The 22,336-nt window shown below is 48.8% G+C and carries 26 protein-coding genes and 1 tRNA gene; 14 read left to right on the top strand and 13 right to left on the bottom strand.

From position 1 onward, the window contains the following. Positions 1–17: 17 nt before the first annotated feature. Positions 18–1,292, bottom strand: a complete 1,275-nt coding sequence (locus tag UM181_16785; GenBank protein ID WQC62935.1) for an amidase — start codon at positions 1,290–1,292, stop codon at positions 18–20. A 44-nt stretch (positions 1,293–1,336) separates the two neighbouring features. Beyond that, positions 1,337–2,470: a hypothetical protein gene (locus UM181_16780; protein ID WQC62934.1), complete on the bottom strand. Its 1,134-nt coding sequence runs from the start codon at positions 2,468–2,470 to the stop codon at positions 1,337–1,339. A gap of 523 nt (positions 2,471–2,993) precedes the next feature. On the opposite strand from UM181_16780, the gene UM181_16775 reads away from it, so the two are divergent. From UM181_16775 to UM181_16765, 3 genes are all read left to right on the top strand, one after another. Beyond that, positions 2,994–3,434, top strand: a complete 441-nt coding sequence (locus tag UM181_16775; protein ID WQC62933.1) for a hypothetical protein — start codon at positions 2,994–2,996, stop codon at positions 3,432–3,434. A 520-nt stretch (positions 3,435–3,954) separates the two neighbouring features. Continuing rightward, entirely contained in the window at positions 3,955–4,590 is a 636-nt protein-coding gene (locus tag UM181_16770) for an SH3 domain-containing protein (GenBank protein WQC62932.1), read from the top strand. A 254-nt stretch (positions 4,591–4,844) separates the two neighbouring features. Continuing rightward, positions 4,845–5,297, top strand: a complete 453-nt coding sequence (locus UM181_16765) for a tRNA (cytidine(34)-2'-O)-methyltransferase (GenBank protein WQC62931.1) — start codon at positions 4,845–4,847, stop codon at positions 5,295–5,297. A 323-nt stretch (positions 5,298–5,620) separates the two neighbouring features. Here UM181_16765 and UM181_16760 read toward each other — a convergent pair whose 3' ends face one another. The 5 genes from UM181_16760 to UM181_16740 all read right to left on the bottom strand — a co-directional run bounded on the left by UM181_16760 (position 5,621) and on the right by UM181_16740 (position 8,223). Then, the gene (locus tag UM181_16760) at positions 5,621–5,827 is read right to left on the bottom strand and encodes a hypothetical protein (GenBank protein ID WQC62930.1); all 207 of its coding nucleotides are present in this window, start codon (positions 5,825–5,827) and stop codon (positions 5,621–5,623) included. Positions 5,828–6,172: 345 nt separating this feature from the next. Next, a complete protein-coding gene (locus UM181_16755; GenBank protein ID WQC62929.1) occupies positions 6,173–6,445 on the bottom strand; it encodes a nuclear transport factor 2 family protein in 273 nt (90 codons plus the stop codon). 126 nt (positions 6,446–6,571) lie between these two features. Next, a complete protein-coding gene (locus UM181_16750) occupies positions 6,572–7,228 on the bottom strand; it encodes a DUF938 domain-containing protein (protein WQC62928.1) in 657 nt (218 codons plus the stop codon). 62 nt (positions 7,229–7,290) lie between these two features. After that, entirely contained in the window at positions 7,291–7,662 is a 372-nt protein-coding gene (locus UM181_16745; protein ID WQC62927.1) for a cupin domain-containing protein, read from the bottom strand. Between the two features lie 120 nt (positions 7,663–7,782). Beyond that, positions 7,783–8,223, bottom strand: a complete 441-nt coding sequence (locus tag UM181_16740) for a DMT family transporter (GenBank protein WQC62926.1) — start codon at positions 8,221–8,223, stop codon at positions 7,783–7,785. A gap of 151 nt (positions 8,224–8,374) precedes the next feature. On the opposite strand from UM181_16740, the gene UM181_16735 reads away from it, so the two are divergent. Both UM181_16735 and UM181_16730 read left to right on the top strand, forming a co-directional pair. Next, positions 8,375–8,581 carry a TIGR03643 family protein gene (locus tag UM181_16735; protein ID WQC62925.1) on the top strand — a complete coding sequence of 69 codons (207 nt, stop codon included), beginning with the start codon at positions 8,375–8,377 and terminating at the stop codon, positions 8,579–8,581. Between the two features lie 151 nt (positions 8,582–8,732). Continuing rightward, positions 8,733–9,257 (top strand): 2,4'-dihydroxyacetophenone dioxygenase family protein, encoded by a 525-nt coding sequence (locus UM181_16730; GenBank protein ID WQC64790.1) that lies wholly within the window; start codon positions 8,733–8,735, stop codon positions 9,255–9,257. 474 nt (positions 9,258–9,731) lie between these two features. Here the strand turns inward: UM181_16730 and UM181_16725 are convergent. Beyond that, positions 9,732–9,808, bottom strand: a tRNA-Ile gene (locus tag UM181_16725). Between the two features lie 105 nt (positions 9,809–9,913). On the opposite strand from UM181_16725, the gene purM reads away from it, so the two are divergent. The 4 genes from purM (at position 9,914) to UM181_16705 (ending at position 13,294) form a co-directional block, all read left to right on the top strand. Further along, entirely contained in the window at positions 9,914–10,960 is a 1,047-nt protein-coding gene (gene purM, locus UM181_16720; GenBank protein ID WQC62924.1) for a phosphoribosylformylglycinamidine cyclo-ligase, read from the top strand. Further along, positions 10,957–11,556 carry a phosphoribosylglycinamide formyltransferase gene (purN, locus tag UM181_16715; protein WQC62923.1) on the top strand — a complete coding sequence of 200 codons (600 nt, stop codon included), beginning with the start codon at positions 10,957–10,959 and terminating at the stop codon, positions 11,554–11,556. Before purM ends, purN begins: the two co-directional genes overlap by 4 nt. Positions 11,557–11,626: 70 nt before the next feature. Further along, complete coding sequence (rnd, locus tag UM181_16710; GenBank protein ID WQC62922.1) at positions 11,627–12,790, top strand: ribonuclease D; 1,164 nt, start codon at positions 11,627–11,629, stop codon at positions 12,788–12,790. 87 nt (positions 12,791–12,877) lie between these two features. Then, entirely contained in the window at positions 12,878–13,294 is a 417-nt protein-coding gene (locus UM181_16705; GenBank protein WQC62921.1) for a SufE family protein, read from the top strand. Here UM181_16705 and UM181_16700 read toward each other — a convergent pair. From UM181_16700 to bmt, 3 genes are all read right to left on the bottom strand, one after another. After that, positions 13,285–13,917 carry a DUF1638 domain-containing protein gene (locus UM181_16700; GenBank protein WQC62920.1) on the bottom strand — a complete coding sequence of 211 codons (633 nt, stop codon included), beginning with the start codon at positions 13,915–13,917 and terminating at the stop codon, positions 13,285–13,287. The two genes, UM181_16705 and UM181_16700, sit on opposite strands and share 10 nt — an antisense overlap. An 82-nt stretch (positions 13,918–13,999) precedes the next feature. Continuing rightward, a complete protein-coding gene (locus tag UM181_16695) occupies positions 14,000–14,701 on the bottom strand; it encodes a B12-binding domain-containing protein (GenBank protein WQC62919.1) in 702 nt (233 codons plus the stop codon). Positions 14,702–15,124: 423 nt separating this feature from the next. Next, a complete protein-coding gene (bmt, locus tag UM181_16690; protein WQC62918.1) occupies positions 15,125–16,138 on the bottom strand; it encodes a betaine--homocysteine S-methyltransferase in 1,014 nt (337 codons plus the stop codon). Positions 16,139–16,357: 219 nt separating this feature from the next. Here bmt and purC point away from each other — a divergent pair, with 219 nt between their 5' ends. Genes purC through UM181_16665 form a run of 5 tightly spaced genes read left to right on the top strand, consistent with a single transcriptional unit; the run spans position 16,358 to position 21,233 of the window. Continuing rightward, complete coding sequence (purC, locus tag UM181_16685; GenBank protein WQC62917.1) at positions 16,358–17,119, top strand: phosphoribosylaminoimidazolesuccinocarboxamide synthase; 762 nt, start codon at positions 16,358–16,360, stop codon at positions 17,117–17,119. A 36-nt stretch (positions 17,120–17,155) separates the two neighbouring features. Further along, positions 17,156–17,398, top strand: coding sequence for a phosphoribosylformylglycinamidine synthase subunit PurS (gene purS / locus UM181_16680; GenBank protein WQC62916.1), 243 nt, complete (start codon positions 17,156–17,158; stop codon positions 17,396–17,398). Next, entirely contained in the window at positions 17,395–18,063 is a 669-nt protein-coding gene (gene purQ, locus UM181_16675; protein ID WQC62915.1) for a phosphoribosylformylglycinamidine synthase subunit PurQ, read from the top strand. The genes purS and purQ overlap by 4 nt, the downstream gene beginning before the upstream one ends. A 34-nt stretch (positions 18,064–18,097) precedes the next feature. Then, complete coding sequence (locus tag UM181_16670; GenBank protein ID WQC62914.1) at positions 18,098–19,894, top strand: ATP-binding protein; 1,797 nt, start codon at positions 18,098–18,100, stop codon at positions 19,892–19,894. Positions 19,895–19,898: 4 nt separating this feature from the next. After that, the gene (locus UM181_16665) at positions 19,899–21,233 is read left to right on the top strand and encodes a sigma-54 dependent transcriptional regulator (protein ID WQC62913.1); all 1,335 of its coding nucleotides are present in this window, start codon (positions 19,899–19,901) and stop codon (positions 21,231–21,233) included. Here the strand turns inward: UM181_16665 and UM181_16660 are convergent. Then, entirely contained in the window at positions 21,228–21,725 is a 498-nt protein-coding gene (locus UM181_16660; GenBank protein ID WQC62912.1) for a disulfide bond formation protein B, read from the bottom strand. The two genes, UM181_16665 and UM181_16660, sit on opposite strands and share 6 nt — an antisense overlap. After that, complete coding sequence (locus UM181_16655) at positions 21,716–22,294, bottom strand: YqaA family protein (GenBank protein ID WQC62911.1); 579 nt, start codon at positions 22,292–22,294, stop codon at positions 21,716–21,718. Before UM181_16655 ends, UM181_16660 begins: the two co-directional genes overlap by 10 nt. Positions 22,295–22,336: the final 42 nt, after the last annotated feature.

Here is a 22,336-nt window from a genome sequence, read left to right as displayed (position 1 = left end):
GGCTGGATCTTTTGCGATCAAGCGCTCCACAGGTTCCAAATTTTTTGAGCCTGTTGCAAGAGCTCTTGATCGCGATGCAATGCGCCGATCACTTGGACGCCAATCGGCATAGAGTTGGGGCCTGTTGAAACGGGCAGATGCACCACGGGCAGGCCTAGCAATGTCCAGGGTCCGTTGAAAAGCGAATTGCCGGTGGATCCAAGCCCTTTGGGTGCTTCTCCCAATGTCGATGGCATCAAAAGGCAATCATATTCGTTTAATAAAGCTGAACAAACATCCCGCAAAGCGGTGGTTTCGTTAAGCGCGTCGAAATAGCTGCTGGTTGAGATTGCGGCGCCAGCCTTATGGGCGTTAAGGATATGAGAGCTGAGCCTCTGGGGATGATTTTGCACCAGATTGTTAAATTGATGATGGAGCTCATAATCATTGATTTTGCTGCGCACAGCCGCGCAACGCGCCAGAACATCATCCAAAGTCACATTTGTGATATGCGGTGCACAAGCCGCGCCAATATCACTGCTTAACGTCTTCATGTAGGGGGCCGCTTGCTCTGTAAATCTGCCCTCAATCATCGCGATGCTGAACGGTTTTTTAGCCGGGCGAGGGGCGGCGCTGGGCGTGCAAAATTGTATCACTTGCGCCAAATCCCCAAGCTCATTGGCCATGAACCCAATCGTATCTAAGCTGGGGGATTGGCTGAGAATACCAAAGCGATCGATCAAGCCAAAACTTGGCTTAATGGCAAAGATGCCGCAAAAGGCGGCTGGGCGAATGACCGATCCGCCGGTTTGGGTGCCAATGGCCAATGGCAATAGGTTTGCGGCCACCACTGCTGCTGATCCTGAGGAAGATCCACCGGGGGTAAAGTCAAGCCCGCGGGGGTTGCGCGTGCGGGAGGGTTGGAGAAACGCCAATTCAGTCGTAACCGTTTTGCCAATCACCAGAGCCCCCTGCGCTTTAAGCTGTTTGACAATGCTGGCATCGGTTTGTGCGTTGTAGCCGATTGGCGCGGCACAACCAAACGCGGTAGGCATACCGGCGACATCGATGATGTCTTTTACGGCAAAAGGCAGGCCCGCCAAAGGTAAGGCCTCCCTTTGCTCTTGTGGCAAAGCGTCAAGACGGGCGGCGTCGGACAGGACGGTGGCCTCGTCAATATATTCAAATAACCCCAATTCGGCATTGGCGGTTTTTATATCGGCTAAAACGGTTTTGATGAAAGCTTCAATATTTTGGCCGTTTTGAGCGATGGCGCTACGGCACTGCTGAAAGTCGCTGACAGGCTGTTTCATTGTGACCCCCTTATTTCTGGCGATCAGGCTACGTCAACATGCGGCTAGGGTAAAACGGGAATATGGCCCCGCTTCAAAAAATAGGGCCGCATCATCAGCGCGGACAGCCCCCAGATGACCGAAAGCATATACATACAAGCGGTGATAGAAATATATTCCGCCACCAAACCCACCAAAGGTGGGCCAAATAAGAACCCGGTAAAGGAGACGGTGGTGACATCTGATACAATTTTAGATGCGTTTTCCGGATTACGTCGGGCCGCAAGCCCCATCACTAAGGGAATAAAATTTGCGCTGCAAAACCCCAAAGCTGCGAAGCCAAATACGATTGCGGCCAGCGATTGGCTATAGGTCGCGGCCGCCATCGAAACACAGCCCAACAGCATGGCAGATGTGCCCATACCGCGCTCGCCAAATCGAGCGATCAATGAAGTACCAAACATGCGCGCCACAATTTCAGAGCTGTTAAACGCAAATATACCGACACCACCAAGCGCAAGGGCAAGCCCGATATCGCGGGTTAACCACAAGGCTGACCAGTCCAAAATAATACCGATTGTACCCATTGAGATAGCTGCAACAGGGCCTAAAAACAGCGTGTCGCCGGTTGGAATTCCAAAGCGAAACTTTTGTACGGGCCTTATCTGGCGCTGCGTGTTTGAAAAAAGAAGGCAGGTCAACCCGTAAAGAATGCCCAGCATCATGAGCGCAAAAAACAAAGAGAGGGGCGAAAAGGAGAGGGATGCAAAAAAGCCGCCAATCAGCACGCCAAACAGGCTTCCGATTGAAAAGCACGCGTGATGAAGCGGCAGCAAGCGTTGCCCGGTGGCTTGTTCTGTTTCCACCGTGATCACGATTGCGCAGGGGTTAATCACCCCAAAACTTAACCCCACTGGCAACGCCATCAGCGCAAAGGTGAACGCTGTTTCTGTCGACACCCATAAAAAGATTATTATGCTAAAAGCGATGACGCCAAACGGGAGTAAAAAATGCGGCCCAAGTTTTGGAATAAGAAGCTTATTTGTTGCTTGCATCGAAAAAATCGATCCAATGCCAAACAACAATAGAATATACCCGAAATTCTTTTTCGACAGCCCAATTTCTTCGATTTTCCAAGGAATGAAAACAAACCAATTTCCAATAATCAACATGCAGATGATAATGGCAAATCTAGACATGAAAATGGTTGGAATAAGCTTCTTGATAAAAGGATTTGATATCATATTTGACCTATTCGGACGGCTTAATTTGACTTTGAGAGCGCGATTTTAAAAGGCTGGGCTGTGATTCCAGAAGGAGATAAAAGTATTCATATAATACTTTAATGCAAGGGGTATATAAAATTTAACCATGCACAATAAGTATGTTTTTTATTTTGAAATGTTGAAACGTGAAAACCTGCGGAAAACGCGAGGAACGAAAAGTCAAACTGGGGTTTGGTGTCACATCTTGCGCTGTTGATTGAAATGGATTTGCCCTGTGGTGCAGCTGAATTAAACATTCGAGGTTTTTATTGCGTTTGCCAAATCTTAAATTTTGTGGGGCTGAGCTTTTATTGAAAAAAGTATAAGAAGTTTGATTTATCTAACGGATTTTGGGTGGCTCTGCTTTAATTGGAACCGTTATTTATGTGTTTTGGCCTGTCGGGGTGTTTTCAAAGCGCAGACCTAGCGGTATTCTAACCCTAAGATAGGAGTCGCTATGCGTTGGTTGTTTTTAATTTTCTTCTTATTCCCTTCGATTGCTCTTGCAGGTCAAGCGGAACAAGAAGAAGTGGATCAGGTTTTAGAAGGATTGAAACCTTGTCTGCTTGCCTTCGTGCATTTGAATAAAAGCAATAATGGGGTGATCCAGCGCGAAGCTCGGCTGCAATTGTTTCTGAAAGTTGACGAAGAGCTATTTAGCGTTGAAAATCAGCAAAAGATGGCGGCTAAATTTAAGCAGATTGTCGACCAATCCCTTTATTTATTGATTGGAAAAGCGCAACAAAACGCCAGTAAGGAAGATCAAGAATATATTTTAGATAAGATGCGGCCCATCGTGAAGGAACTTGAAAATCAGGCCACAACGCCTCCGCAAGATCTGCAATCCTGGGGAGGGGAGCTGAAAGGCTGCGTGGAAAAATACGACCTTTTGAAATAGTGTTTAGGCTATTTAGAATGCTTTGATCAGCCGTTGTTTTGGGCTTTTGCGTAATTTAAATGCATATTGCGGGGTTCTTCTGGTTAATTTTGGGTTCTGTTTTTATTGGTGATAGTTGATTTTATATCTGGACTTGTGAAAAACGATTTTGGGTACCTTCTCACCCGTATCACGGTGTGCGCAGCAGCTTATCACAAACAGCCGGTAAATATATTTCAATCGGCATTAAATTCGGAAACTAAATTTTTTGGGTAAATGTCAATAATCTAATCATTTCATCAAGCGGCAAGTAAAGGTCGGTATAGCGTCGCTTTTATTTTATAAGCGGGTTGTAGAACTGCCCCTTATTGTAGGGTTTTTTTATATCCAAATTATGACACTTTTACGGCGTATGCCCGTGCTACTGACGATCTGTTATCTAAAATAATTTATATTTTTATACGATATAAAATTTGATCCAGACGGCTGATGTAGCTATGTTGTATCGAACATCTCGCGCGAAATAAGATTGGAGAATAACATGTCCAGCAAACAATGTTTAAATGTCGTTTGGTTTGTCGTTTGTTTTATTTTAGCTCCGTTCAGCTTAGCGCATGCGAGTGGTCTTGAAGCCGGATCTTGGGGCGGCAAAGTACGCGCGGGGCCTGGCAAGAATTACGATCAAATTGGCAGCTTGCAAAACGGAGATCCAGTGGTCTTGCTGAAACGTTTCGATGTGGCGTCAAGTGAGTACCCTTGGTTTGAATTAACCTTCAAAGGAGGCCAGGTTGGATATCAGTGGGGCGGTATCCTATGCGCTTTTGAAACCGCTGTTGAGGGCGTTTATAAGCAGTGCGAAAAAGATAACCGACCGTTAGTACCCCGATTATTTGCCTGCTCGGAAGAAGCAGGTTTGCGATCAAAAAATAGCAAACGTGAAACGCAAATTAAATTTGTTGCCAACGGGCCTCGAAACACGGACCGGTTTGAGATCTATTGGCTTGATTATGATGGTCAACGCAAAAAATATAAAACTTTGACGCCCGGACAATCTTGGACGGTTAAAACCTATCCTTCACATCCTTGGTTGGTTTTAAGAGTGTCGAACTCTGGAGCAAAATCTTGCTTTGCTTTGGTGCGCGGGCGAAAGCAAAGCTCTGAATTGCAAGTACGATAAGGGTGCTTGGCTGCAAATGTTTGATCGCCCCATCAAAAAAATAGTGATAGAATATTCCATATAATATCAATACTTTACAGCCTAATTTTAAGCTAATTTTGGTGTGTTTGCCGAGATTGATTTTTGAATAGATAGACCAAGTGCGCCGCATATGAATAAAATTGTAACTGAGAATTTGGCCCGTAGCATAATAGACATTGCCCTCAGTCTATTTTTCAGGCACCAAATTTAAATTAAACCTTGTGAATGAAAAAATGAAAATAGTTTTGGTTGCTCCAGAAATTCCGCATAATACTGGCGCAATCGGGCGCACTTGCGTTGCTTTGAATTTAGAGCTTATCCTTATTAAACCCTATGGTTTTTCGCTTTCGGAGAAAACGGTGATACGCGCGGGTACGCGCTATTGGAAACATGTTCGCCTGTGCGAATATGAGGATTGGCAAAGCTTTCTTGAAGATCGGCAGCCCGCGCAAGACGATCTTTATTTGTTTGAAGAACATGGGCAGCAAAGCTTTTACGCACCAGTTTATAAAGAGGACGGGTATTTGGTATTTGGATGTGAATCTGCGGGTCTTCCACCCGAGGTGATGTTGGGCAGAGAGGATCGAATTTTTCATGTGCCTATGCGCAACCCGGTTGTTAAATCGCTTAACCTTTCCAATGTGGCGACCGCTGTGATTTACCAAGCCATGCGGCCTTTTTTATAAGGGTAACGTGATTTGATATCACTCTGACGGGACAGGGGCGGGCAGATTTTAAGGTGCATCGCGATACGGTCTAACGCTTTAATAAGCTTAAGCTGCTCACAGCATTAAAAATGCGCATCATGTTTGTTATTTAGAGGCCAAATTGGCTCAAGCGGTAAAACGATTTATAAACAATTACGCTGGTTTTTTTGACCGATTTTTTCAGTAGATATATGACTTATAAAAATGTTTGCCTTTTAGTTCGTAAGGCCGCACCGTTCTTATTTCGATCAGGTCTTGGCTTGGATGTGCCGCGCAAATAAGCAAGTGAGATATTCATTTATTTACGCCGCAATTCTATTATGTCTGACCTCATCAACCAATAAAATATGCGCCAAGTCCGAACCAGTTTGTGTAAGATGGTTTCGGCTATCAAAAAAACCGGCCGCTTTGCCATAATCTTCGGCGTTTCTATAAAGCTCCGAATTGGCGGAACTTTGACAATGCGCGAGAACGGCTTCGTATTTTTTAAAATCCGAGTATGCAGTCATGGCTCGTCTCCTTTTTTATAGGTGATACGACGTCACATGTTATTTGGATTTAAATACTACCTTAATCGAGCCCAAAAACATTTAAGTCGATGATTTTTCATAAGTGAGGCTGCGCCTGCCCTCGGCATCAACGCGGGTTGGCTTTTTATACGAACATTGCGCTTAATTTTTAACAATAGGTCATTTGTTGATCAAAAATACAGCCCCGTTCCCCCCAAAAAACGATGCGGTTAAGCCTTTTGGGCGTGATTTAAAATTGTGAAACGTGGATTTGGTTTGGGGGCGCCTGTTAGCCTTGAACGGATGTAACGCCCGTTTCAGATCTATATAAGAGCCCGTCTTTTTTTAGGAAACATGCATCGTGGCGTCTTTGGTTCCATTCGGGTAATCTGCGCGTAAATGTTGCACCAATATATCGTCATTTTCATAAATGCAGCGGCGGTTTTTGATATCAGCATTTTCCATGATCGCTTTCATTTGTTCGGCGCTCATGCTGTTTAGATTTGTGACTTTGCCAGTGGAATGCCACGTCATTTCCCAATCGGGGTGAAAGCAGGCCCAGTAAGCCTCTACGTCATGGTTTTCCCAGGCTTCTGTCAGTTTGTTATAAAGCGACAAATTTTTTTCCTTTCACATGATGCCCCCTCAGCGTTTTATCCGTCGTGTTATTTTCTATATCATAGAGAGGATGGGCTTTGTTTCAATTTTTTCAAATGACAGTTTTTTAACACATATCCACAGGCGCTAATTTTTCTGGAAAACAAACGACAAATTATTGGCAGGCATATTTTCAGTTTGCTTGTGCATAAGACCTCTCTGAGCGAATAGACCAAGGATATCCGCGTCATTTTTATATCCCAGTGCTGGATCGGCTTCGATAATGCTTTGATGAAAGTCGATATCGCCTTGGCTGCTCAATTCACCCTGGCGCTTGAAGGGACCATACAGAATGGCCATCCCATCTGGGGCAAGCGCCCTGGAAATTTCTGTGATCAAGATTTCTGCTTCTTCGCGGCTCACCAAATGCAGCAGGTTTGACACGAAAATCAGATCATATTGGTTATTTACCTTTGACCATCCCGTCTCGGTCGCATCTAGCAGGATCGGTGGTTCCACGTTATCTCGCTTTTTCTCATTGATCCAAATCTTGATACTTTTTAAACGAGATGGATCCACATCTGACGGCTGCCAAATGAGCTCTGGAACCGCTGCGGCAAGTGACACGATGTGTTGGCCAGTTCCGCTTGCGATTTCTAAAGCCCACCCGCGGTGTGGCGCAAAGCGTTTCACCAGCGATAAAATGGCCGGCATATTTCGTTCAGCCGATGGCGCGTTCAACCGCCCTTTGCCCTCATCTTGTGCGACGCTTGCCGTCTTTGGAAGGTTTTTTCGATGCACCATTTAGACCTTCGAGCCAACGGGTTTTATGCAAGCTGTGCACCTGCATAAAATACCGATTTGATTTAATGCGCGTGTTTCCAAGGGCCGAAATCTTTTCCGCCTTCAACAATCTCATACATCACGCAGGGCTCATCTCCGATAACCCAACCATCATGGCCCGGCGCGAAGTAATAGGCATCACCGGGCCCCACTTCTATTTTTGAGCCATCATCATGCGAGCAACCGAGCCGTCCAGAAATAACAATACCGATATGCCCAGCTTGGCAGCTATCGCCACCAACGGTGGGTTTGATACATTCTGACCAGACCCAACCTGGCTGTAAAACTAATTTTGAGGCGTTTACATTGCCAAGCTTCACCACCTCTACTTTGGCTTTCGGTGGGTTTTTAACTTCATCTGCATCATTAAAATTCTTTGAGAAAAGAGTTTGCATTCTACCATCCTTTAAGTTTTCTTTTGATATTTGTAACTTTTCACAGACAGATCGTACTTGTCACCAAAAAAATATTAAATTTGGATTGTGAGGTTGATACTACCTTTCTGTTGCATTGTTTTAGGCTTGTTGCGTGATCCAAACGCCCACTCCCATTATTCCAATGCCCAAGGCTCGGATCGTGGAAAGCGGTGTTGGGTTGGCGGCAAAAAATGCAAAATGGTCAATCACAGCTGCGCTTGCCAATTGCCCGATTAAAACGAAAAACACCGCGTTTCCAATTCCAAACTTGGGTGCGATTGTGGTGATGGAAAGAATATAGAAAACCATTAATAAACCTGCCAGAAAAAGATGCTTTGGCGCTGTCATGATCGAAGCGATGGCCAGCTCTGAACTGCACAAGAGCGCCGCCAAGCTTGTGAAGAAGGCAACAAAAAGCAGAGTGGTTACCGCCAATAAGGGTGATCCTAAAAACTTTCCGAGATGCGCGTTTAATGCCGCCAGCACTGGAACGCCAATTCCAGCGGCCAGCATGATGAGTGCAGATGTACTGTAGGACATGATTTTCTTCCTTCCTCTTAAAGACAGTGACGTGATAATTTTTTGTTAGGCCAACTGTGTCTGGCCTGCCCAAAGACAGCAAGAGCCTATCGCAAACCCAAACGTTGGAAGGTTTGGGTTGAATTCGAACAGGCCGTGCTAGTTTACGGCCATGTCAGAGTTGGAACAGCACGAAATCAGCGATATCATTCAGATGGCTCTGTCGGATCACGTGTCCTTTGCCGATATAGAGAGGCAATACGGTTTGAAAGAGAGCCAAGTGAAAACGCTGATGCGACAAAATTTAAAACGTGGAAGCTATCAAGCCTGGCGCAAACGTGTGGCGCGGTTTGCTAGCCGCCGCGCGCATTATAAGTAGGATCGTACGGGCAAGGCAGCGCGCCTATTGTTCAATATTATTGAGTGATTTTGAAATGAATATAGTGAGAGGTTATCCGCTTTGATATCGTTTGAATAAGCGTTAAGGTTTGGAGAGATTCTGAAAAAGACCTGAAAAGAGAGTGACTTATATGCCTATTGAGAACGATGTAGACCCCTTGACACCTTATCAGCTACCGTTTCCGAAAGAAGCTCTTGATGAGATAGTTATCCCAGATGCAATGCCTAAGGATGATCGTTTATGGGTGCCTCAGGCAGAAAATGTTTGGTTTCGGCCTCTGTGTTTAAACCGCTCTCAAGGATATTGGACAACATTACTGAAGGTACGCAAGGCGGGGGTATTGTCTCGTCACCGGCATCCACAGGGTGTTCATGGATTTGTTTTGAAAGGCCACTGGCATTATTTAGAACATGATTGGGTGGCCGAAACAGGTTCATATGTGTTCGAACCTCCTGGAGAGACGCATACATTGGTGGTGCCCGAAGGTGTGGATGAAATGATCACCTTTTTTCAAGTGAACGGCATGATGTTATATGTGGACCCTTGGGGAAAAGTTCAGGGCTATGAGGATGTGTTTTCCAAGATTGATTTGTGTAAAAAACATTTCGCGGCCGTGGGGCTGGGGGAAGATTTTGTGAACCAATTCATCCGATGATGTGACATCCTTTTCAGCGAGTGATTATCAGGGTAGGGCGTTTCGCAGATGACTTCTTCGCGTATGATATGCATGTCATGCGATTGGAATTTGCGGTTACCCCTCTTTTTGTTCACGGGCTTTGCCGATTAAAAACGCCAGTCCGCCGTTCGGGCGTAACGGTGCATTTCGCAGGTTATCGGGGGCGTAAGGGAAAAATCATAGCCTATAGTCAAAGCGCAGGACACGCATCCTAAGTAAGGCCATGGCGAAACGCAGGGCACAAGCAGGAAGGTCGCAACACTAATGAAGGTCGGTGACGTCTCACACGCAACCGCATATCGCTGAGATATAATTTAAGAGAGTCGAGATGCGATTATTGGCTTTTCAGGGGGTGCGCGCTCTTAACGATCCCGACTGATCGGTGTTCCGAGTCGGTTTTTCATGGGAAATTTTGCGTTTAAGTATATATAAATAAACGCAAAATTTATGATTTGGTAGGCCCGGAGGGACTCGAACCCCCAACCAAAGCGTTATGAGCGCTCTGCTCTAACCAGTTGAGCTACAGGCCCCACCTGACCGCCGTGCTATCATATGGAGAATGAAGGTCAAGGGTTTGAGATTGCGGTTGCGATATTTATCGGTTAACCCGCCGGTAAATTTAGGAGAGCGCGAAAATGAGCAAAGCCGCTAAGGAAATCACTTATGCAGATGCTGGCGTGGATATCGACGCAGGAAATGCCTTGGTAGATAAAATCAAGCCTTTGGCAAAGCGCACGATGCGCCCCGGTGTGATGTCGGGCCTCGGCGGCTTTGGCGGATTGTTTGATCTCAAAGCTGCGGGGTATAAAGATCCGGTTTTGGTGGCAGCCACGGATGGCGTGGGCACCAAGCTTCGCATTGCGATAGAGACAGGGCAGCTTGAAACGATTGGTGTTGATTTGGTTGCGATGTGCGTGAACGACTTGGTCTGCCAAGGCGCTGAGCCTTTATTCTTCTTGGATTACTTTGCAACTGGAAAACTTGATGTTACCGAGGCGGCGCGGGTGGTGTCTGGAATTGCAGATGGCTGCGCACAATCAGGCTGTGCATTAATCGGCGGTGAAACTGCCGAAATGCCGGGGATGTATCAAGAGAATGATTTTGATCTGGCTGGGTTTTCTGTCGGCGCGTTAGAACGCGGCAGCTCTTTGCCGGCCAATGTCGCCGAAGGGGATGTGCTGCTTGGATTGATGTCCAGCGGCGTTCATTCGAACGGGTATTCTTTGGTGCGCAAATTGGTCGAGCTGTCTGGCTTGGCTTGGGATGCGCCAAGTCCTTTTGGATCGGGAACTTTAGGGGAAGCTTTGCTGAAACCAACGCGGCTTTACGTAAAGCAGGTGCTTGCGGCTATGGCGCAGGGGGGCTTGCATGGTTTGGCGCATATCACCGGCGGTGGTCTTTCAGAAAATATTCCCCGCGTGTTGAACCCGCAGCAAGGGGTTTTGATCAATCTCGAGAACTTGGCCTTGCCAGAGTTGTTCCAGTGGCTGGCACAGCAAGGTGGCCTGTCGCAAGCGGAAATGTTAAAAACTTTCAACTGCGGTATTGGAATGGTTTTGGTGGTGGCGCCAGAGGCGCAAGCTCAAATCATCGCTCTGCTAAGCGAAATGGGAGAAGGCGTTATTGAACTTGGCCGGGTGACTGATCACCCCGGTGTGCAGTATCAAGGCACGCTTTTGTGAGCAAAAAGAAAGTTGCAATTTTTATATCGGGCGGCGGCTCAAACATGCTGCAACTGCTCGACAGCATGCAGGGGACCCAGGCCGCGTCCCCCGTTTTGGTGGTCTCAAACGATCCAAATGCCGCAGGTTTAGCGCGCGCGGCGCAGCGCGGTGTAGCGACTGGCGCGGTTGATCATAAACCCTTCGGGCAAGATCGCGCCGCGTTTGAAGCGAAAATCAGTGATCTTTTGGCACCATATCAACCAGATATTATTTGTTTGGCTGGCTTCATGCGCATCTTATCTGCCGATTTCGTGGCTGCATGGGCTGGAAAAATCTTGAACATCCATCCGTCTTTGCTCCCCAAATATAAGGGGCTTCATACGCATGCGCGTGCCATTAAGGCCGGAGATGCTGAGGCGGGATGCAGTGTGCATCAAGTGACTGCTGATTTAGATGATGGCCCTATTTTAGGGCAGGCAAAATTATCAATACAACCGGCTGATACGCCGGAAAGCCTATCGCAGCGCGTTCTAAGGCTTGAGCATAAGCTTTACCCTGCGGTGTTGGCTCGGTTTGCGCGCGATGATTTAAGGCCCGTTTTTATCACTGGTTAAGCAGCCTTTCTATTCTGCCCAGACTGGTCTAGGTTGCGCGGGGCAGAGCAGAAAATAAGATTATTAACAGATGAAAACAATTACCAAAACCGATGAATTGATAGCGTTTTGCGAAGCGGCTAAAGCCTTTGACTACGTCACAATAGATACCGAATTTTTGCGAGAGCGCACCTATTATTCCAAGCTCTGCTTGATCCAATTGGCGGTGCCTGGCAAAGGGGATGATCACGCCGTCTTGGTGGACCCTTTGGCGCATGGGCTAAAGCTTGATGCGCTGTATGCTTTGTTTGAAGATGAAACGGTTGTTAAAGTGTTTCATGCGGCACGCCAGGATCTAGAAATTTTTTGCGTTGATGCGGGCGTATTGCCAAAACCGCTTTTTGACACGCAAGTAGCTGCGATGGTCTGTGGGTTTGGCGAACAGGTTGGATATGAAACCTTGGTTCGCAAAATCACCAAAAATTCGATTGATAAGAGCTCTCGTTTTACAGATTGGTCACGCCGCCCCTTAACCGAAGCCCAAAAAAGTTATGCGCTGGCCGATGTCACCCATTTGAGGCAGGTTTACGAGTTTTTGCGCGCAAAAATCGAAAAAACCGGACGTGGCCCATGGGTCGAAGAAGAATTACAAATTCTGACCAATCCAGAAACGTATCGTGTGCGCCCCTCAGAGGCTTGGCGGCGGGTGAAAACCCGCACCAGCTCACCGCGAGTGATTGCCGTGGTGCAAGCCCTTGCCGATTTCCGTGAAGAATACGCGCAAACGCGCAATGTGCCCCGCAGCAGGGTGTTTAAAGATGATGCCCTGATCGAATTGGCCTCGACCAAGCCAACATCTATGGAAGAGTTGGGCCGCGCGCGCTTATTGCTGAGAGAGGCGCGTAAAGGCGATATTGCTTCGGGCATATTGAAGGCAATCAATGCGGCTTTGGCCTTGCCAAAAGAAGACCTGCCGGCTGCGCCCGCGCAGGATACGCAGGCACAAACCAATCCCGCGCTGGCGGATTTGCTGAGGGTTTTGTTAAAGGCGAAAGCCGAAAATATCGGTGTGGCAGCCAAACTGATCGCGGCCACCTCTGAACTGGATGCGCTGGCGATGGGGCGGCGCGATGTCGCCTCTCTTAAAGGGTGGCGGTTAGATGTGTTTGGCGATGAGGCGCTGAAGCTCTGTCAGGGCAAAATTGCATTGGTGGCGGATGGCAGTATGGTGAAGACCATTCCGGTGCTGTCCTGAGGCGTCGTGCCGCGTTGTTCTTGGCTGGTTGATTTTGTACCTCCTCAGCGCGTGCTTGTGGTGTGAAAATAGAGAATTGGACTTTTTATGGCGAACCCGTCCTTTGAGGAAATTGTTGAGGATTTCGAGTTTTTAGAAGATTGGGAAGATCGCTACCGATATGTGATCGAACAGGGAAAAGCCATGCCCCCCCTGAATGATGCTTTAAAAGTACCGGCCACAAAAGTTGATGGATGCGCCAGCCAAGTTTGGCTTCATCCAAAAATCGAAGGCAACCTTTTTTCTTTTGAGGGCGATAGTGATGCTGTGATTGTACGCGGGCTTATTGCGGTCCTGCGGCGTTTGTACAATCATCTCAGTTTAGAAGAGGTGATGGCCATCGACGCTGCGGGTCAATTGGCGCGGCTGGGCTTGGATGAGCATTTGTCTTCGCAGCGCTCAAACGGGGTAAGAGCAATGATAGACCGCATTCGTTTGGTGGCCGGGCAGGCGCGTCAAGCTTGAGCTTGTAAACCAATTTGCAAGTCACCATAGCCGGTAAAGCGGCGCTCAAAGGCCAGGCCCATGCGTTGGGCATGGGCGTGAGCAAGCTGGGTTAATTGGGCATCATCGGTCTGTGCTTGGTAGACCAAAGTTGTATAATTTCCAAAATAAGTCGTTAACAATTCGGGGTGCTGCTCAAGTCCGAGCGGCTTCCAGATGAAGGCATCGAATTGGCGCACCAAAAAATCAGTCAAATAAAATGCTGTAAATTCATCGCGCTGGGCAAACTGACGATTGCCCTCGAAAAACGAATAGCAATGTGGGCCTTCCAGCATCTCAACGCCCTGCGCGGCGCATAAGCGCTGCAAAGCGCCCCCGGTGCCGCAATCTGCATAGACCACAAAGATTTTTTCATAGCCTTGCTTATACTTGCCAATCGCGGCTTCTATGGCAGGCGTTATCTTTTCAGGATGGTTGTGAAAGATTGCGGGCAGGCATTGCAGATCAATATGCAGCCAGTTGTTGATTGTCAGAATATCCAAGATTTCGCGGGCCAACGCCCCGCAGGCCAAAAGCAGGATTTTTCCGCCTTGCTTGGCGTTCATTCCATGCAAGGCCAAGTCTTGGTCATTGGGCGTTTCCATAGCTTTTTCCACGCCGAGCTCGCTTTTGGTTCCGCTTCGTCAAACACGCGTGCCGCGTTTCGCGGCACGTTAAGGTATAAGGTTAACCGGCCAATCGGTTATGCTTGCGGGCCATGAACTCTTTCGCAGTTTCCACGGCAACCGCGGCATCTCTACAATAGGCATCTGCGCCAATCGCGCGGCCAAACTCTTCGTTTAAGGGGGCACCGCCCACTAGCACAACGTAATCGTCGCGCCGGCCCTGTTCGATTAAAGTGTCGATCACCACTTTCATGTAGGGCATTGTGGTGGTTAACAATGCTGACATACCCAGAATATCTGGCTGTTCGGTGTCGAGCGCCTCTAAGTAGTTTTCAACAGGATTGTTGATCCCAAGATCTACAACTTCAAATCCGGCCCCTTCCATCATCATCGATACAAGGTTTTTTCCAATGTCATGGATATCGCCTTTGACGGTGCCAATGACCATTTTGCCAACGCGCGGGGCACCGGTTTCCGCCAGTAAAGGTTTTAAGATGCTCATACCGCCCTTCATCGCGTTTGCCGCCAAGAGCACTTCGGGCACAAATAAGATGCCATCGCGGAAATCTTGCCCAACGATTGTCATCCCGCCCACCAAGGCTTCTGTCAGAACGCGATATGGCTCCCACTTGCGCTCAAGCAGGATATGCACAGCCTCTTCAATTTCCTCTTTCAACCCATCATACAGGTCGTCAAACATCTGTTGAACGAGTTCTTCATCATCCAATTCTGAGAGGATAATTTCATCTTCTTGATCGGTCATTCGCAACATCCTTCGTTACATGATCCAAGCAGTCGGCTGCTCTTTTTTGTCACCTTTTGCGAAAACCTGCGTTTTAGACTTTCCGGTTTACGACACCAAGCGTCGTAAAGCCGACTTAGCGAAGGATAATTCAAATAGCGATGCCCAAATTTTGCATATTTTTTATGAACCACGCCTTTCCTATGCGTCTGCGCATGTCTGTTGGCTTGAAAATACCTAGCGGTTCGGCAAGAACAGCTGGCTTTTAAAAGGGCTTCAGGTTGGTGCGTCAAAACTGATTTTTATTGCGCTTTCATGGGGGTGCCACGCAGGTGACCTGCGCCAATACCAAACCATGGTTTTCAAAATGCGGCGTTAATAACCGTTTATAGCGGCAGCTTTTCTGCCAATTTTAAAGGCTTCTGGGGTGGCGGTGCGGGGTGTTTATTTACGCCGCCCGCGCCGCACCCGTGTCGGTGGAGCGCCGCCGGGTTCTGTGCCATCCGTCTCAGAAGAAAACGCCCCCAAAGCCTTTGTGATGTCTTGATGGCTTGGCTTGTCTGCGCTGGGCCGCGTTTCAAGCGCTTTGCGCATCGCCGAGAGATGGTCTGACATGGTGCCGCAGCACCCGCCGATTATTGTCGCCCCGCTGTCACGCGCCATCACAGCATAATCGGCCATAAGTTCTGGGGTTCCGTCATAGTGAATATGACCGTCGACATATTTTGGAATTCCGGCATTGCCTTTGGCGATCAATGCTTGTGCGGGCGTATGCGCTGCCAAGCCTTGCAGCGTACGCAAAAGATCCGCCGCGCCCGTGCCGCAATTTGCCCCAAATCCAAGCGGAGGGTTGGGCAAGCCACTGGCAAGCTCAACGAAAGCCGATGAGGTGACGCCCATCATCGTGCGCCCCGCAGTGTCAAAGCTCATTGTGCCGCACCACGCCATGTCAGCGCGTGCAAAGGCCTCAGCCGCGGCACGATATTCTTCCGGCGCTGAGATCGTTTCCAGCCACAATACATCGGCACCCCCTTCTTTCAATCCCTCGGCTTGTTCGTGGAAAATTTCTACGGCATCAGAATGGCTAAGTGGTCCCACGGGTTGCATGATATCACCCGTTGGGCCAACAGACCCTGCAACAATAATGTCTCGCTCTGTTTTGTCTGCAACATCGCGTCCAATCTCTGCTGAAATTTTTGAAAGGTGAAACGCGCGATGAGCTTGGTCGTGTAATTTAAGACGGGATGCGTTGCCTCCGAAGCTGTTGGTCAGAAACAGATCGCTGCCGGCGTCAACGGCCATTTGATAGAGTTCTCTGATACGCTCAGGATGTTGTTCATTCCATAATTCTGGGGCATCTCCGGACAGAAGCCCCATATTGAAGAGATTTGTACCGGTTGCGCCATCCGCCAAAATCCAGGGCCGTTCGGATAACATTTTTTCAAGGGGAGTGTTCATTTTTAGGGCCAATGCTTGACAGGTGTATCAAAGACCGATGTCATCCGGGCGCTTTGCCTACAAGGCCATAATTTTCATGATAAACATGAAAAAATCGGCCTATCTTGAGTAAATAACCATATCAAAAGCTGATGCAGACTGCGCGACGCTTGCGGCTCTTGGCTGCATGATTTAAGGGAAGTTCAACCCTGAAGACAGATTCCTTATGAAAGAGAGCCGATGGCGCGCCGTGTGAAGATCTATGAAGGTAAAGCGAAAATTCTTTATGAAGGCCCCGAACCGGGCACTTTAGTTCAGTATTTTAAGGATGATGCGACGGCTTATAATGCAGAAAAGAAAGATGTGATCGACGGCAAAGGTGTTCTGAACAACCGCTTGTCAGAGTTTTTCATGGCTGGGCTGAACGAGATTGGGGTGCCAACCCATTTTATCAAGCGTTTGAACATGCGCGAGCAATTGGTGCGCAATTGCGAAATAATCCCGCTCGAGGTGATTGTCCGCAATTTTGCTGCGGGCAGTATTTGCAAGCGTTTGGGGCTGGAAGAAGGCTCGCGCTTGCCGCGCCCGATTGTTGAATATTGCTATAAAGATGATGCGCTGGGCGACCCTCTGGTCACAGAAGAGCATATCGCAGCTTTTGGGTGGGCCACGCAACAGGATATGGATGATATTTTATCGTTGGCGCTGCGGGTGAATGACTTTATTTCGGGGATTATGCTGGGGGCCGGGATCCGTTTGGCAGATTTTAAAATCGAGATTGGCCGCGTCTATGATGGCGATTTTCAACGGTTGGTGATTGCGGATGAAATTAGCCCGGACAGTTGCCGTTTATGGGATTTTGAAACCGGTCAAAAACTTGATAAAGACGTGTTTCGCCGCGATTTGGGCAGCCTAACCGATGCGTATACAGAGGTTGCGCGCAGGCTCGGTGTTCTGCCGAAAAACGCAACCAATATTACCAAACCAACCTTAATCAACTAGGCGCCTTTTTAAGGGTGATGAAAGAAAGAAAAAACGATGAAAGCCAGAGTACTTGTGATGTTAAAATCCGGCGTTCTTGATCCACAGGGCGATGCGGTTCAGCACGCTTTAGGGGCATTGGGGTTTAACGGGGTAGAGCAAGTGCGGCAGGGCAAAGTGATCGATCTTGAGCTTGCTGATATGGAGGAAGCTGCTGCAAAAAGCGCTGTGACCGAAATGTGTGAGAAGCTTTTGGCCAATACGGTGATCGAAAGCTACACCGTCGAGATTCTACTATGAAAGCGGCGGTTGTCGTTTTTCCTGGTTCCAATTGCGATCGTGATATGGCCGTTGCATTGCGGGCCGCAGGCTTTGAGGTCGCGATGGTCTGGCATAAAGAGGCCAGATTGCCAGAGCGGATTGACCTGGTTGCGATCCCGGGCGGCTTTTCTTTTGGCGATTATCTTCGCTGTGGTGCGATCGCGGCAAAATCACCTATTTGCCAATCAGTGATCGCGCATGCGCAGCGCGGTGGCTTTGTTTTGGGCGTGTGTAATGGGTTTCAAGTGCTTGCAGAAACCGGCCTGTTGCCGGGCGCGCTTATCCGCAACTCGAACTTGAAGTTTCTGTGTAAAGACGTGGATCTTAAGGTCCAATCAACGGCCAGCAGCTTCACCTCAGGTTATCAGCAAGATCAGGTGATTTCTTTGCCGATTGCGCATCATGATGGCAATTACAGGCTTGATGCAGAGGGCGTAAAGCGGCTGCAGGATCAGGATCGGATCGCCTTCACCTATCAAAGTAACCCCAATGGTTCGGTGGATGATATTGCCGGCGTTCTATCTGAAAACAAACGGATTCTGGGGTTGATGCCGCATCCAGAGCGCGCGGTTGAGCCGGCGCATGGTGGCATCGATGGGCAGGCTATGTTTCAAGGATGTCTTAATCAGCTTGCAAGCGCCTGACAGAGCGAAGAATTTAGTTTAAATTGCAGGCAGGATGGCGCAATTTCTAACTGATTCTTTAATATCTTCAAGAACCGCCACAACCCGTGCGCGCCGACCAAGCTGGCAAGTTCGGCTTGTGGTGTTGGCCTTATTGGCTTTTGCGGCGGCAACGTTATGGCTGACCAACCGGGTGTTGACAGACCGCTTTACGTTGTCGATGCGCAACCAGGCTGAACTTCGCTTGGCGCTTTATGGCAGCAACGTTATTAGCGAATTGCAGCGCGCTTCGATTGTGCCGCAAATTCTGGCGCAGGATCCCGAGGTGATCTGGGCGTTACGCGCCTCTGATTTTTCCGATATCACGGCGCGGTTTTCTGGTTTTGTCGAGGAAATTGGCGCCGTCTCGCTGATCTTGGCCGATTTGCAAGGCCGGGTTGTGGCCTCTACGCATGGCGAGGTCATCGGCTTGTCGCATCAGGCGCAAAGCTATTTTACCGCCGCGATGAGTTCTCCTCAAACTGGGTTTACCCTTGTGCAAGCGCCATCGGGCCAGACGCGGTTTTTTTATGCGCGGCGAATACTGTCTTATGATCAGCCGATTGGTGTTATCGCGGTAGAAGTGGACTTACAAAAATTTGAACAAGCTTGGCGGGGTATTTCCGACACCGTATTGGTTGCTGATGCGCAAGGGCAGATTTTGCTCGCGACCGAGCCGCGTTGGCGCGGGATCAATATCGCCGCCGCTTTGATGCGCGAGCCACCAAAAAACGCGATTGAGCGGGCGATGCGCGTCACCAGTGATTGGACCAGCGTGGCGGCAGATACCTATCTGCAAGGCGCGGCGGTTCTGCGCATGGAGAGTAAGATCCCTTTTCAAGATTGGCGCGTCATCTCCTTTACTGCCTATTCTGGAGTGCGCGAAAAAGTGAATGGCTGGCTGGCACTAGAAACGATGAGTTTTGCGTTATTTTTTGCGACCTTATTTTATCTAATCAATCGGCGTATGGCCGGCCGCTTAATATCGTTTCAAAAAGAATCTGATGAGCTAAAGCTGTTAAACCAGCAATTGCATTGGGAAGTGTTGGAACGCAAAAAAATTCAGGAAACGCTGGCGGTGGCCGAACAATCCTTGGCCCAGCATTCAAAGCTTGCGGCTTTGGGGGAAATGTCGGCTGCTGTGAGCCATGAGCTAAATCAACCGCTTGCCGCTATGAAAACATATCTGGCCGGAGCCTCGCTTTTATTGAAGCGCAAGCGGCCGGAGGAAGCCTTGGCGGCGCTTGGCCGTATTGACGGTTTGATCGAACGCATGGGGGCAATCACAAAACAACTTAAAAGTTATGCGCGCAAAGGCGGTGAAAAGCTGCAGCCGGTGGATATGGTTGAGGCTTTGGGCTCTGCCTTGGCCATCATGGAGCCTCAGCTGAGCCATTCTAAAGTGGCGCTTGCCAAGATATTGCCAAAAGAAAGCGCGGTTGTGATGGCGGATCGATTGCGCATCGAACAGGTGTTGATCAATCTTTTGCGCAACGCGATCGACGCGGTGAAAGCGTCAGAAAATCCTGAAATCGTAGTGTCTATTAACAGCAGCGACGATATTGTTCTGAGCGTACGGGATAATGGGATCGGCCTAAGCGATCTTGACACGTTATTTGAGCCGTTTCACACAACAAAGCCTGCCGGTGATGGGGTTGGATTGGGCTTGGCGATCTCATCTGGGATACTGGCCGAGTTGGATGGTAGGCTGACCGCGCGAAACGCCGCTGCGGGCGGGGCTGTGTTTGAAATCACTTTGCCCGCCTTCACTAAAAATACGGTTGATATTTCCGGCGCTGAAGCGGCAGAGTGATATTATGGGACAGGCAATGAAAATCGCGATTGTGGATGACGAAGTTGATATGCGCGAATCGATCGGGCAATGGCTTGCTTTGGCGGGATATGACGCGCAGATCTATGCGAGCGCGCGCGATGCATTAAAGCAGATTGATGCCAATTACCCCGGAATCGTAATCACAGACTTGAAAATGCCAGAGATTGACGGCATGCAGTTTTTAAAAAAACTGTTGGCCCAAGATAGCAGCCTGCCGGTGATTATGATCACCGGGCATGGCGATGTTCCGATGGCAGTTGAGGCCATGCGGTTGGGAGCGTTTGATTTTTTAGAAAAACCGTTTGACCCCCAAAGATTAAGCGCATTGGCGAAAAAAGCCAGTGCAAGCCGTCGTGTGACACTCGACAATCGTCAATTGCGCCGCGAGCTTTCGGATACCACGCAATTATCAAAGAAACTCATCGGTAAATCAAAGCCGATGAACAAGCTGCGTGAAGATATTTTAGATTTTGGTCTGTCGGATGGGCCTGTTTTGATTTCGGGCGAAACCGGAACGGGTAAAACGCTTGTCGCGCATGCGTTGCACGCGGTCGGCAACAGGGCTGGGAAAGCGTGTATTTTGATGTCCTGCAGCGCTTTTGATGAGGCCAGCCTTGCGCGGCGCCTTTTTGGGCCGATCTTGCCCGAGGATGATTTCTTGCCAGCGGTCGAATTGGCGCGGGGTGGCAGCTTGATTTTGGAAGATTTTCACGTTTTGGGCGCAGCGGCCCAATCCCAATTGTTGAACTTTCTTAACAAACAAGGTGATCCAGCTGATGTTAAGATTATCGCGATTAGCAATCTGCAAACCGTGGGGCAGAGCCTTCAGGATTGTTTGCGAAAAGACCTATTTTACAGATTTGATGCGCTGCAAATGACCTTGCCGCCCCTGCGACAGCGCGGGGATGATATCTTGTTGATGTTTAACCAATTTTGTTGTGATTTCGCCGATGAATATGGCAGCAAAATTCGCGGTTTGAAGCCTCAGGAAGCGGCGCAGATTTTACAAGCGCCTTGGCCAGGAAATGTCCGTCAATTGATCAATGTTGCAGAGCAGGCCGTTTTGCAATGGCGCTCTGGCGAGGGGAATATTTCGGCGCTTTTGCTAGATGAAAATGAGGATGCTTCGAGCGTGGTGACCACTGAGGGAAAGCCGTTGAAAGAATATGTTGAGGCGTTTGAAAAAATGCTGATCGACAACACGATGCGGCGGCATAGAGGCTCGGTTTCAAAAGTTATGGAAGAGCTAAGCCTGCCGCGGCGCACGTTGAATGAGAAAATGGCTAAGTATAAACTGCAACGTAGCAGCTACTTATGATCGCAACGAAGCTGAAATGTCTGTCCTGGGCCAAATGCGCCATGCATAGAACCAAAGAGCGGCTAAAAGCAGCGATGCAATTAGGTTCCAGCTGGCCATCGATAAGCCTAAAAAGCTCCAGGCAATTTCGTCGCAGCGGATGATTGGCGCGGCCATAATTTGCGCCAAAAGCTGCTCTGTGCTGAGCCCGTCAATAGAGCCCGACGTGCAGGTATCTGGTCCTGGCCACCATTTTTGTTCAACACCGCTATGATAGGCGGCAATTGCTGCTGTGCTCAGCGATGCAAAGCCGCCAAGCCAAAGCAGTAAGCGGTGTTTTGCGCGCGAAAATATCACCGCTAAAAAGATTGCCACACCATGCGGATATCTTTGCCAGAGGCACAACTTGCAGGGGGCAAGCTCGCCAATATGTTGAAACCCAAAGGCGGCCAGTAAAATGACCAATGATCCGGCGCCGGCCAAAAACGCCAAGCGGCTTGCCGTTACATCCATTTTGTTCCCCAAAATCCCAGAACCAAAAGGCCTAGAAACGCCAGAAATGTCCAGCCCAAATACCGTTCAATGAAATCGCGTATGGGCTCTCCATATACGCGCAACAGCAGCGCAACGGTAAAAAAACGAAGAGTCCGGGCCAGAATGGCCGTGCTAATAAACAGCCCCAAGGGCATTGCGCTGGCGCCTGACATGATTGTTATAACTTTGAACGGAAAAGGTGTGACGCCAGCGCCCAAAACGGCCCAAAACCCCGCATCATTGAAACGCTCGGCATAGGCGGCGATTGCGTCTGCCTTGCCCATAGACAACAAGATTGGCTGGGCGATTTGTTCAAAAGCAAATGCCCCAAGCATATACCCAAACAAACCTCCTGCCACAGAGCTAACCATCGTGACCGCGGCTAGAAAGAATGCCCGCTTGGGCGCCGCAATAATCATCGGGATCAAAATCACATCGGGAGGGATTGGAAAAACCGAGCTTTCAATAAAAGAGATAAACGCCAAAACCAAAACGGCTTTTGGATGTTTTGCTAAACCCATCGTCCAATTGTAAAGTGACCTTAGCATCTGCAGTGATCCGTTATTGCTGTTCGCATTCAGCACGTTCTA

The sequence above is a fragment of the Alphaproteobacteria bacterium US3C007 genome, assembly GCA_034423775.1.
Lineage (GTDB): Bacteria > Pseudomonadota > Alphaproteobacteria > Rhodobacterales > Rhodobacteraceae > Thalassovivens > Thalassovivens spotae.
The sequence above is the reverse complement of the archived record's forward strand: the minus strand, read 5'-3'. Positions and strand labels throughout refer to the sequence as shown.